Raw genomic sequence first — 12,478 nt, forward strand, 5'->3', positions numbered from 1 at the left:
AGCAGGCAGAATGATCTCTTTGCTGCCGAGCATGAAGAAGAACATGCGGTCCATGAGCCGGCTTGGAAGCTCATGATCGTTGATGATGAAGAGGAAGTGCACACCGTCACCCGGATGGTGGTCCGGGACTTCACCTTCGATGGCCGCGGGTTTGAATGCATCAGTGCCTACACCGCTCGGGAAGGGCGGGAACTGATCCGTCAGCATCCGGATACCGCGCTCATCTTGCTCGACGTCGTCATGGAGACGAATCAGGCCGGGCTTGAATACGTCAAATTCATCCGTGAGGAGTTGGACAACAAACTCGTGCGCATCATCCTGCGCACCGGGCAGCCGGGCCACGCGCCGGAGCGGCAGGTCGTGGTGCAGTACGACATCAACGACTACAAGCAAAAGACGGAGCTGACGGAAGAGCGGCTGTACACCACCATCATCGGCGCGGTGCGGTCCTACAAGGACCTTGTGACCATTGAGCGCAGCATGCACGGGCTGGAGCGTGTTATTGAATCCTCGGGGCATCTTTTGGCGCAGCGGTCGTCGGATGAGTTCTGTCAGGAGTGGCTGCACGCGTTCAGGGACCTTGTGCGGCAGGAGTGCCGAAAGCATGCCCCGTGCGAGGCCGACGGCTTTGCCGTGATGGAACGTCATGGCGAAATGCCCATTGTGGCGGGCATTGGTCAATACCGCGAGCGCATTGGCCGTGATGCGCGCGAGATTGCGCCAGACGCCGTGAAGGCCATGCACAGCGCCACCCAAAATGGCGGAATCCAGCGCGACGGGCGGGCCTTTGCGGTGAGTTTTCAGGGCAAAAGCGACATCCCAAGCCATGTGTATCTGGAGTGCTGCCGCCCGCTGGAGGACCTTGAGCATCGGCTTCTGAGCATCCTTGGAACCAATGCGGGGATGGCCCTCGACAACCTCACCTTGAATCACGAGCTGATCAACACCCAAAAAGAGCTCATCTTCACCCTTGGCGATGTGGTGGAGAGCCGCTCGCACGAAACGGCAAACCACGTGCGGCGGGTGGCGGAGTATTCGTACTATCTCGCCATGGAATATGGCCTTGAGGAAGCCGAGGCCGGGCTGCTTCGCCTTGCCTCGCCTATGCACGACGTGGGGAAAATTGGCATTCCGGACTCCATCCTGCTCAAGCCGGGGCGGCTGACAAAGGAGGAGTTCGAGGTCATGAAGACCCACACCACCATTGGCTATAAAATCCTCAGCACCTCCGGGCGCAAGATTATCCGTTCCGCGGCGGTGGTGGCCCTGCAGCACCATGAGCGCTGGGATGGCGGGGGCTATCCCAATGGTTTGCAGGGCGAGGAAATTCATATTTTTGGACGCATTACCGCGCTTGCAGATGTGTTCGACGCGTTGTCCTCACCCCGTGTGTACAAGGAAGCGTGGGAGACACAGCGCATTCTTGAGCTGCTTCGCGAGGAGCGTGGCGGCCTTTTTGAACCGGCACTCGTGGACCTTTTGCTGAGCAACCTTGATGCAATACACGCCATCCAAGAGGCCTATCCCGACGAAGGGTGAGGCCGGATCCTTTGCGCCGCAAGGGGGCGGCCCACGCACCTGTACGGGGGCAAGGCTGTGTGCCGTCCTCGTCCTTGCGCTGGTGCTGTGCTGCGTTGTGGGCCGTGCGGCCTCGCAGGATGTGGAGGGCGCGGGGGGACCGCTGCGGGTGGTGTTTATGGATACCCGGCCCGTCTACTTCCCAGGGCTGGATGGCGAGGCCCGCGGCATTGCCGTGGATTATTGGCAGATGTTGGCCGCACGCAGCGGCTTTGAGTTTACCTTTGCGTTTACGTCCATGGCCGAGGGACTCCGGCGCGTGGAAAGTGGCGAAGCGGACATCCTTGCCGCGTATTTCCGCGTTCCGGGCATGGGGGAAAAGCTGGAGCCGGTTGGTCCCTACGCCCGGACCGGTCTGTACCTGTATTACGTCAAGGACGCCTTTGGAAATATGCCGCCCCAGCGCATCGCGGACCTCAATGGCTACGACATCGGCGTCATAGCCGGCAACGCCAACGAGGACATCATCCGCAGGGCGAACCTCGACAGCGACGTGACCGCCTTTAATGACTACCGCGAGCTGTGCCTTGCCCTTGCGGAGGGGCGGGTGGACGCCGCTGTGATGGGTCGCGAGGTGGCCTCGGCCTTTTTGGCGGAGGCAGGCGCGACCGGGCGTGTGAAGTTTGTCTCCCCGCCCGTGGTCAGCGGCAAGGTTTTCGCTGGCGTCAAAAAGGGCCGGACCGAGTTGGCAAGGCGGCTGAATGCGGCCATGGAGGCGGTAACGGATGAGGAAGTGGCCGCCGTTATCAGCGAATGGGTTGGCCATGACGCGGAGGCGCTTCTCGGCGAGCGCCAATTTGAGGAGCTTGGCGAGGTGAACGTGGCCCTGCCCGAGGCGTTGCCGCCGTATTCCATGAAGCGTGCGGGCAGAACGGCGCAGGGACTGTTGCCGGACCTGTGGCGGGCATGGAGCATGCGCACGGGGGTGCCGGTCAACTTCGTCTATACCGAAGGCTGGGGCGAGACGGACCTGCGCGCGGGCACGGTGGATGTCACGCACATGTTCCGGCAGGCGGACGAAGAGCCGTTGACCGGAGCCATGGATTTGCGGCTCCCGCTGTGCGTGGAGGAGAACTTTTTCTTTAGCCGCCAGCTCTACGGCGTCAAGACCATGGAGGACCTGCACGGGTTGCCTGTAGGATATGCTTGGCCTGTGCAAGAGGACGTTGTGAGCGGGCTTTCGCCGGGGATGCGTACCCTCTATCCGTCCATCAAGGAACTGGAAAAGGCGCTGACGCAGGATAATCTGTTGGCGTTTGTCCTGCCGGTGGAGACGGGCCTCAGCCTTTTGCGCGGTGCGGGGAAGCTGGAGGAGTTTAGTTACCACCAGGACCGCCCCCTGTGGACGGGCGGCGTCCATGCTGCCGTGCGCGAGGATGACGCGCTGCTCTTTCAGGCCCTGCGCGAGGGCATGGCGGCTATTGGGTCCGATGAACTCCGCTATATGCGCCGCAAGTGGCACCCGCGGCAGAGCATGGTGAGCGGCGGTCCTCTTTTGGTTGCGCTGGATCGGTATAGTCCCCCTTTGAGCTTTGCCACGGACGACGGCCAGCCAGCGGGCTTGCTGGTGGACATCTGGCGGCTGTGGGCTGAGCGCAGCGGCCATGATGTCCGCTTCATCCTGAATGACCGGCACGACGTTATCCGCGATGTGCAGACCCGCATGGCCGACGTGGCCGCAGGGCTGCCGAACGAGCCGGGCCAGTCGCAAAAGCTGGCCTTTGCCTCGCCTGTGTATGGCGAACAGTGGGCGCTGTTTTACCGGTCGGACAGATATGCCCCGCAGGCGCTGGACGACATGCTGGGGACAACCGCCGCCGTGGTGGACGACCCCGACGTCATCAAGGCGCTGGAGTGGGAAGCCCCGTACATCCGGCAGGTGCTGTATCAGGACGTGCAGGGCGCGGTTGAGGCCGCCCTCGCCGAGGGATTGGACGCCGTGGTCGGCCCGACCTTGGAGATCCGCAAGGCGCTTTTGAAACATGATTCGCAGGCGCTGTTCCAGAAGCTGGCCACATGGGAGCATACGGACGAATTGCGCCCTGGAGTCGCCAAGAATAGTTCCAGCCTGCTTGCCGCCGTCAATGAAGGCTTTGCCAATATTTCGGACAACGAACTGCTGGAACTGGAAAAGCGTTGGATTACCAATCCCGAGGACTACGTGTACAGGCCGCAGGCCAAGGTGTTTCGGCTGACGGCGTGGGAGCGCGGCTGGCTGGCGCGGCATCCGTCGGTGACCCTTGGCGTGCCCCGCGATTATCCCCCCTTTGTGCTGGAGGATGAATCCGGCAAGCCTACGGGCATGGCGGTGGAGGTGGTGCGGCGCGTGGCGCAGCGCGCGGGGCTGAGCGTACGCATCGTCATGGTGGACGGCTGGGATGAGCTGATGCGGCAGGTGCGCGGCGGCGTTCTTGATGGCATTGCCTGCGACGTGCCGACCTATGAGCGCGGCCACGGGCTGACCTTCTCCAAGGACTATGTGAAGACGCCGTGGGTCATTGTTGCGCGCGATGACGCGGACTACATGTCCGGGCTGGAGGACCTCATTGGCCGCAAGGTGGCCGCTGTGCGCGAGGGTGCGGCGCATGATATCCTTGCGCGGTACCCAGAGATTGACGTCATGGCCGTGGATTCTCCCGAGGCGATGTGGGCGGCGGTGTCCTTTGGTGAGGCCGATGCCTGCCTTAGCAATTTTGCCACGGCCAGCTATTCCATCAGACAGCAGGGCATCACCAATCTGCGCGTTGCCAGCGTGCTGCAGCATGAGCTGCGCCTTGCCGTAGGCGTGCGCGAGGATTGGCCGGAGCTTGCCGGTATTGTGAATAAGGCGCTGGACTCCATCCCCCACGCCGAGCGTGAAGCCATCTTCCGCCACTGGGTGGGTGTGAAGGTGCAGACCGGCATGGCGATGGGGCAGGTGTGGCGCATTGCGTTGCAGGCTGGCGGCGGCGTTCTCGTCGTATTGGTGCTTATCCTGTATTGGAACCGCCGTCTGGCGCGCGAGGTGCGTGAACGGCAACGCGCCGAAGCGGACCTGATGCGCAGCTTTGGCTTTATGCAGGTGCTGCTTGATTGCTTGCCGATTCCTGTTTTCTTCAAGAACGAGGCGGGGCGTTACGTCACCGTCAATGCGGCGTTCCTCGAGTTTGTGGACAAGGAGCGCGAGGATGTCCTTGGCCGCAAGGAAGGCGAATGCGTGCCCCGCGACTTTGCCGAGCAGGGCATGCATGCCGATGGCGCCATCTTTGCTGGAGAGCACGCGGGCATGACCTATGAGGCGGAGTATCTGCGCGAGGACGGGACGCGCTACGTCTTTATCGTGTCGCGGTCCATGGTGGAGCAGGTTGACGGCGAGGTGGGCGTTGTGGGGGTGATGCAGAACATCACCGAGCGCAAGGACACCGAAGACGCGCTTATGCGCAGCCAGCAGCGCTTTAAGATGGCCATGTCCGCCACAAGCGATGGCCTGTGGGACTGGAAGGTCGGCGAGTCCGAGGTCTATTTCAGCCCCGGATTTTTGCATATGTTTGGGTATGAGGAAGGCGAGCTGCCCGCCACCGTCGACACGTGGACGCGCCTGCTGCATCCCGAGGACCGCGAGCGGGTGCTGGAGTCCTACCGGCGGCAGATTGAGCGGGTGGAGCCTTTCCGCAACGACTACCGCATGCTGCACAAGGACGGGTCCGTGGTGTGGGTAATGGGCCGCGCGCAGATTGTGGACGAAACCGGCAGCGGCACTGCCACGCGTGTGGTTGGAACGCATACGGACATCACCCACCGCAAGACCATTGAGGCGGAACTGCAAATCGCCAAGGAAGCCGCCGAAGGCGCCAACCGGGCCAAGAGCCAGTTCCTCGCCAACATGAGCCATGAGATACGTACGCCCATGAACGGCGTTATCGGTATGTCCGAATTGCTCCTTGGCACAGAACTCAGCCATATGCAGCGCGGGTATGTGGACTCCATCCGCGTCTCGGGTGAGGCGCTCCTTACCGTTATCAACGACATTTTGGACTTTTCCAAGATAGAGGCGGGCAAGCTGGAAATCGACGTTGCGCCCTTCAGCCTGCGCGACTCCCTGTACAACGACCTGCAGACCCTTGGCCCCCGCGCGGCGGAAAAGGGGCTGGAGCTGATGATGCACATCGCGCCCGAGGTGCCGGACAGCCTCATGGGCGACCCCAAGCGCCTGCGGCAAATCCTGATTAATCTTGTGGGCAACTCCCTCAAATTCACCGAAAGCGGCGAAATCGTCATCAGCGTCGATTTCCGCGGCTTTGTGGACGACAAGGTCGACGTGCATTTCAAGGTGTCGGACACCGGCATCGGCATCAACCACGAGGACCAGCGCCGCATATTTGATTTGTTCGTGCAGGCCGATGGCACCATTACGCGGCGCTATGGCGGCACCGGGCTGGGGCTGGCCATCTGCACGCAGCTTGTCAGTCTGATGGGCGGCGATATTTCCGTACAGAGCGAGCCGGGCAAGGGCAGCACCTTTAGCTTCAACGTGCTCATGGAGGAGGCGGACGTTGTTGTGCCCAGCCGTGCGGCCATCCCGGACGTGAGCGTGCTGGAGGGCGTGCGGGTGCTCATCGTGGACGACAGCGAGATGAACCGCCGCATACTGGCCGAAAGCCTCAAGCAGTGGAAGATGGTGCCGGTGCAGGCGTCCAGCGTGTCCGAGGCCGTGGGGCTGATGGAGGGCGCCGTAGTGCGCGGTCAGCCCTATGAGCTGGCCCTTGTGGACCGTGTCATGCCCGAGGCCGACGGGCTGGCGCTGATGGATACCGTGCGGCGGCGGCCCGAGTTCGCGGGGATGAAGATTATTATGCTCACATCGTCCGCCACGCAGGAGGAGGAACGCAAAGCCCGCGCCCTTGGCGCGGTGGCGTGCCTTGTAAAGCCGGTGGGCCCGGCGGAACTGCTGCGCAGTGTGGCACAGGCCCTTGGGAGCTGGGAGAACGTCGGGCTGTCGCGGCAGGTCAAAAAGCCCGAAGAGCTTGTGGCCTCGCGTGAACTGCGCGTGCTTCTGGCCGAGGATACGCCCATCAACCAGAACGTGGCCAAGGCCATGTTGGCGACCTTTGGGCACACAGTGGCCATTGCCAATAACGGTGTGGAGGCGCTCAGCGCGCTGGATGAAGAGGAGTTCGACGTTATCCTTATGGACGTGCAAATGCCGGAGATGGACGGCGTGGAGGCCACCCGCATCATCCGTGAGCGGGAGCGGGAAACCGGGGAGCATATCCCCATCATTGCCATGACGGCCCACGCGATGAAGGGCGACCGCGAACGCTTTGAGGCGGCGGGGATGGATGGTTTTGTCCCCAAGCCCGTGACGCCGAAGGAGATGTTTGACGCCATGGAAATGGTCGCCGCCGGGGACTACGCGGTGTCGCCCCCTGCCGGCGATGCGGCGCAGGACGCGAAGAGCGCAATGCCTCCAGACGCGCCGGAACAGGATGCGCCCATCTTGGACGCGCGCCGGATGAAGGAGAGCTTTGGCGGTGAGCAGGACTTCCTGCGCGAAAACGCCAAGATATTCATCGACGAAGTGCCCCAGCGTCTTGATGAGCTTGAGACGGCGCTTCGGGACGGGGACACCAAGACCCTTGGCGAACGCGCCCACGCCCTGAAGGGGACGGTGGGGTGCTTTACCATGGGCATGCCCTTTGAGGTGTCGCAGAAGCTTGAGCAGGCCGGAAAGGACGGAGATATCGCGGAAATACCGCGCCTGCTTGGCGAGCTTCGGCGCGGGTTGGATGCCATGGTTCGGGAATTACAGGATATCTGATTTTCCGGTGTGTGGCGCCATCGTAAAAGCTGTTTTTCGGTGGAATGATGCGATGAAATCATGCTATTTTGACACGTGGGGGAAGTAGCCATGGCACGAATACTGATCGCGGAAGACGACTATGTGGCGCAGTTGACCGTATCAAAGATGGTCATCAAGCTCGGGCACACGCCGTTTGTCAGCCCCAATGGGCGACATGCGTACGAGGCGCTCAAGGCCGCCAACAATTTTGATCTGCTTATCACGGACATTATGATGCCCGAAATGGACGGCCAACAGCTCATAAAAACCCTTCGTGGCGATAGTGAGTTCATGAAGCTGCCGGTCATCATCATGTCGGCTGTGGTGGGGGTGAAGGACATCAGTTCCCTGTTGGAACTTGGGGCGACGTTCTTCCTTGCCAAGCCTATGCAGGAAGAGGAATTGGCGCATTACATTGACCGTTGTCTGGAGTGAAGGGCGCGGAGCAGGTGCGGCCCTGTGAAGCCCGGCCATATGGCGGGGCCTGATGGGGCGATGAGGAGAGCGCCAATCACGGACGACGCGAAGAACCGGAGGAACGCATGAGAGCGCTTGTGGTCGAGGACGATTTCATTTCGCGGGAAGTCTTGCGCAAGAATCTGGCTCCGTTCTTCGAGATCAACATCGTGGTCAATGGAGAGGAAGCCGTTTCGGCGTTCAAGATTGCCCATGATGAGCACCGGCCCTATTCGCTCATTATTATGGACATCATGATGCCGGTTCTCGATGGCCTGAGCGCTGTGCGGCAGATTCGGGCCTATGAGGAAGAAAACGGCATCACTCAGGCGGCGCGGGTTATTATGGCCACGGCGCTGTCGGACCCGAAGACCGTTATGCAGTCCTTTGACGACTGCGGGGTCGAGGGCTACATCGTCAAACCCTATGACGGCGACAAGCTGCGTAAGGAACTGGAAAAACTGGGCCTGATGATTGATTGATGCGCAACGGACCATCCTCCTGGGGGACGATATGAGTGAAAGCGATGAGATGGTCACAGAATTCTATTCGCAGGTGAACGATGACTTCTATCCCCTCATCATGGAGGGGACGGACCTCTTGGGACAGGGTAAGGTACAGGAAGGCATCGAGGTTCTTGCGCGCCCGCTGCATACCATCAAGGGCGTAACCGGCTTCATGGGCGGGTTTGAGGTTGCGTCCACATTCACCCACAAGGTCGAGAGCTTTTTGAAGAAGCTCCAAAGCGGCGAGCTGGACCACAGCGACGACAACGTCACTGCGGCGCGGCAGGCTGTGACGCACGTCTTTCAACTGCTGGACCAGATTCGTGAACTAGGCGAGCCGGACAAGGACGAGATGGACGCCGTGCTTGCGCGCTTGGACGAAGCCGCAGGCGCTGGCGACGCCGGAGCGGGCGATGAGGCGGGCAGCATTGAGATAGAGCCGGGAGACGGCTTTATGCTGGTGCGTGTGGCTATGCCCCGCCTGCACCTGCAGCCCCACCGCGACGCTCTGCGCACAACGCTGTCGCAGATTGAGCAGGGGACCGCTGTGCGGGTGGACCTCTCCGGCGTGCGCTCGGTCAATTCCGCCACCTTCGAGCTGCTGGAGGAGATGGCCGCGCGCCTTGACCTGCGTCTGACCGGTATGGGGCCATCCTGCAAGGGAACCTTTTACGCATGGGGGTTTGATGGGTCGCTCCGCATGGCGTCCGAGGGACAGAGCCGTGATGCACAATGCGCCGAAGCAGGTGGACAAGGCTGATGAAGAGCAGCATTGAACAATGCATCGAAGCGCTGGAAGAGCGCATCCTTATTCTGGAGCACGGCAAAACCTCGCCAGAGGCCTTGCACGACGCCCTTGCGCGCCTGGGCCTGACGAATGTGCGCTATCCCTCGGCCAACGTTGCCACCCTTATGGATATGCTCACCGACGGTATCGCCCCGGTAACGCCGGAGATGGTGACCGCGTTTTTGCAGATTGCCGACGGCCAGCGCCAGTTGTTGTACTCCATGGCGGGCATTGTGGAGGACCGCGCGGACAAGATCCGCGAACTGCGCGAGTCCGGCGAATACGAGGAACCGCAGGAAGACGGCGAGGATGCTTCTGAAGGCGGCGCCAAGGCCAAGGACGCCGCGCCAGACGCCCAAACCGCGGCAGAAAGCGCCGATGACGCGGGCGGTCCAAGCGCGCCAGCTGGCGCTTCGGACGCGTCCAAGCCCAGCCCCAAAGCCCCCGCGCCCAAGGCGCCGCAAAAGGGCGGCTCCGAAATTTCCTCCATCCGCGTCAATACGGACAAGCTGGATACCCTCATCGACTACATCGGCAAGCTGATGACGCAGTACGCCGTCATTGCCCAAAACCCCTCGTTGGACTCCAAAGCCGTTGCCGGAATGAAGGACCTTGAAGTCGTCATCAGCAACATCAAGGACGAGGTGGAGAAAATCCGCCTTGTGCCGCTGAAACAGATTTTCACACCCATGCACCGCCTTGTGAGCAGTCTGTCCATGAAGATGGGCAAAAAGCTGCGCTTTGAGGTGGTGGGCGACGACCTGCAATTGGACAAGACCATTGTTGAGCACATCAACGAGCCGCTGGTCCATCTGCTGCGCAATGCCGTGGACCACGGTTTGGAGATGCCTGAAGAACGCGCGAAGGCCGGAAAGGAAGAGACCGCGCTTCTGCGCCTGTCGGCCCGGCGGCGGGGGAGCAAAGCGTTTATCATTGTTGAGGACGACGGCCGCGGCATCGACCCGGAAAAAATCCGCAAGAAGGCCGTGGAGCGTGGCTTGCTGTCGGATGAGGAGAAGCTCACCCCCGAGGAAGTGTACCGCTTTATCCTCAAGTCCGGTTTTTCTACGGCGGAGAAGGTCACGGACGTTTCCGGGCGCGGTGTGGGCATGGATGCGGTGGCCCATTCCATCGAAGACCGCCTCGGCGGCGAAATCTCCATCACCAGCGAGTTTGGCAGCGGCTCAACCTTTACCCTTGCCATACCTTTGGAGCGCTCCCTGTCCGAGGGCATTGTGGACGCGCTTATCGTGAACCTTGGTACCGAGGTTTTTGTGGTCCCCAGCCAGCCCGTGCTGGAGGTCTACGCCGTGCGACCGGGCGACATCACCACCATGCCCGGCGGCGACGAGACCGTGGACGTGCGCGGGGAGCTGTATCCGCTCTTTCGGCTGGACAGATATTTTGGCTTGCGCATGACCACGGAGAGCGATGGTGCGGAGCAGGCTGTGGTCATCAAGGTTGGCCGCCGCAGGGCTGCATTCCTCGTGGACGAGGTGTTGCGGCAGCAGCAGGTGGTGGTTGCCAGTTTCACCATCCCGGTTAAGGACATCTACAATGTACCCATCCTCGGCTACGGCATGATTGGCGAGCGCGACGCGCTGGTGCTGGATGTGGAAAGCCTGATGGACCACATGCACGCCTGAGCCTGACGCCCTACGGGGACAAGGGAGGAGACGATGGGATTCTTCAGTAACCTGAGCATCCGGTGGAAGGCGCTGCTGACGGCGCTTTTGGGTCCGTTCCTCATTGCCGCTGTGATGGCCGTCATCCAAATGCGGACCATTGAGGAGGGGACCCACGACGCCCTGCTGGAGAAAAGCCGCGCCATAGTGCTGATGGCCGAGGCGGGGCGCGTGGAGATGGCGCAGAAGATTGAGCATGGTCTTCTGAAGCCCTTTGACGAAATTCCGCGCGAGCATCTGCTGGAGGCTGTTCCGGTTATTACCGCCATCCGCATGGCGGCGGGCAATGCCGTGGAGGCGGGGTATGATTTTCGTGTCCCCAAAATCTCCCCGCGCAATCCCAAGAATACCCCCACGGAATTGGAAGAGCGCGTGCTGGCAAAGCTCAAGGCTGAGAACCTTGATGAATACATCCTCGTGCAGGGCGACGCCATACGGTATTTTCGGCCCATTCGTCTGACCAAGGACTGCCTCTATTGCCACGGCGACCCCAAGGGCGCAAAGGATCCGGTTGGTGGCATTAAGGAAGGCTGGCGCGCGGGTGATATTCACGGCGCGTTTGAGATTGTGACGTCCCTTGATGCGGCCAATCGCGAGATTGCGCAGGCCGGGATGAGTGTGGTGACGTGGACCGGGCTGTTCCTTGCCGTTATCGCCGTTGTGGTGTGGTGGGCGTTGCGGTCCGGTGTCATTCGGCCCATATCGCAGATTCACGGTGTGGCGGGCGCCATGGCCGAGGGCGACTTTAGCCGCGACATCACTGTCTCGGGCGGTGACGAAATCGGCACCATGGCTTCGGCATTCCGGACCATGATGGATAATTTGCGCCGCGTGGTGCGCGACGTGGGCGAGGCCTCGGACAGCGTGACCAACGGCAGTGGCGAACTCAGCTCCGCATCGCAGGACCTTGCCTCCGGCGCAACACGGCAGGCCGCCAGCGTGCAGGAAGTGTCCGCTTCCGTTGAGCAGATGACCGCGAATATTGAGCAAAATGCGGACAATGCCAACCAGATGGAGGGCATTGCCCTTGCCTCGGCGCAAAAGGCCAAGGAAGGCGGCGAGGCCGTGGCCGGAACCGTACAGGCCATGCGCAATATTGTGGAGAAGATTACCATCGTGGAGGAGATAGCGCGGCAGACCAATCTGCTCGCCCTCAACGCCGCCATCGAAGCGGCGCGCGCCGGGGAGCATGGCAAGGGCTTTGCCGTGGTCGCGGCGGAAGTGCGTAAACTGGCCGAGCGCAGCGGCGAGGCCGCGCGGGAGATTAGCGAGATTTCCTCCTCCAGCGCCCATGTGGCGGAAAAGGCCGGGGAAATCCTCAAGGACCTCGTTCCCAGCATTACCAGCACTGCCGACCTTGTGCAGGAGATTTCCGCCGCCACGCGCGAGCAGCACACCGGCGCCCAGCAGATTAATACGGCCCTGCAGGAGCTTGACCAGGTGATTCAGGGCAATGCCGCGGCCTCGGAGCAGGTGGCGTCCACCTCTGCCCAGCTCTCCCGGCAGGCACATGAACTGAAGCGGGCCATGTCGTTTTTCCGAATGGATGAAGCCTCGGCTCTCCCGTCGTTGCCCCGGCATGATCATGGCGAGGGGGGCGGCGAATAGCGCCTCTGTGAACGTGACCCCGCCTCTGGTTGGGGAGGGG

Annotated in this window: 7 protein-coding genes; all 7 read left to right on the plus strand. The window is 61.6% G+C overall.

Going from position 1 to position 12,478, the window contains the following annotated elements:
- Window positions 1-72: 72 nt before the first annotated feature.
- Complete coding sequence (locus tag ACI3L3_RS12290) at window positions 73-1,539, plus strand: HD domain-containing phosphohydrolase (protein WP_404845422.1); 1,467 nt, start codon at window positions 73-75, stop codon at window positions 1,537-1,539.
- On the plus strand, window positions 1,496-7,375 hold the full coding sequence (locus ACI3L3_RS12295) for a transporter substrate-binding domain-containing protein (RefSeq protein WP_404845423.1): 5,880 nt from the start codon (window positions 1,496-1,498) through the stop codon (window positions 7,373-7,375). The genes ACI3L3_RS12290 and ACI3L3_RS12295 overlap by 44 nt, the downstream gene beginning before the upstream one ends.
- A gap of 90 nt (window positions 7,376-7,465) precedes the next feature.
- Complete coding sequence (locus tag ACI3L3_RS12300; RefSeq protein ID WP_404845424.1) at window positions 7,466-7,831, plus strand: response regulator; 366 nt, start codon at window positions 7,466-7,468, stop codon at window positions 7,829-7,831.
- Between the two features lie 107 nt (window positions 7,832-7,938).
- Window positions 7,939-8,334, plus strand: coding sequence for a response regulator (locus tag ACI3L3_RS12305; protein ID WP_404845425.1), 396 nt, complete (start codon window positions 7,939-7,941; stop codon window positions 8,332-8,334).
- 31 nt (window positions 8,335-8,365) lie between these two features.
- Window positions 8,366-9,118, plus strand: coding sequence for a histidine kinase (locus tag ACI3L3_RS12310; RefSeq protein WP_404845426.1), 753 nt, complete (start codon window positions 8,366-8,368; stop codon window positions 9,116-9,118).
- Complete coding sequence (locus ACI3L3_RS12315) at window positions 9,118-10,791, plus strand: chemotaxis protein CheA (protein WP_404845427.1); 1,674 nt, start codon at window positions 9,118-9,120, stop codon at window positions 10,789-10,791. The genes ACI3L3_RS12310 and ACI3L3_RS12315 overlap by 1 nt, the downstream gene beginning before the upstream one ends.
- A gap of 33 nt (window positions 10,792-10,824) precedes the next feature.
- Complete coding sequence (locus ACI3L3_RS12320; protein ID WP_404845428.1) at window positions 10,825-12,438, plus strand: methyl-accepting chemotaxis protein; 1,614 nt, start codon at window positions 10,825-10,827, stop codon at window positions 12,436-12,438.
- The last annotated feature ends 40 nt before the right edge of the window (window positions 12,439-12,478 follow it).

Origin of the sequence: Desulfobaculum sp. SPO524 (assembly GCF_044987625.1) — a bacterium.
Taxonomy (GTDB): Bacteria; Desulfobacterota; Desulfovibrionia; order Desulfovibrionales; family Desulfovibrionaceae; genus Desulfobaculum.

Coding starts and splice junctions, on each gene's coding strand:
- ACI3L3_RS12315 (WP_404845427.1), top strand. CDS start 9,118: ATGAAGAGCAGCATTGAACAATGCATCGAAGCGCTGGAAGAGCGCATC.
- ACI3L3_RS12300 (WP_404845424.1), top strand. CDS start 7,466: ATGGCACGAATACTGATCGCGGAAGACGACTATGTGGCGCAGTTGACC.
- ACI3L3_RS12290 (WP_404845422.1), top strand. CDS start 73: ATGATCGTTGATGATGAAGAGGAAGTGCACACCGTCACCCGGATGGTG.
- ACI3L3_RS12305 (WP_404845425.1), top strand. CDS start 7,939: ATGAGAGCGCTTGTGGTCGAGGACGATTTCATTTCGCGGGAAGTCTTG.
- ACI3L3_RS12310 (WP_404845426.1), top strand. CDS start 8,366: ATGAGTGAAAGCGATGAGATGGTCACAGAATTCTATTCGCAGGTGAAC.
- ACI3L3_RS12295 (WP_404845423.1), top strand. CDS start 1,496: ATGCAATACACGCCATCCAAGAGGCCTATCCCGACGAAGGGTGAGGCC.
- ACI3L3_RS12320 (WP_404845428.1), top strand. CDS start 10,825: ATGGGATTCTTCAGTAACCTGAGCATCCGGTGGAAGGCGCTGCTGACG.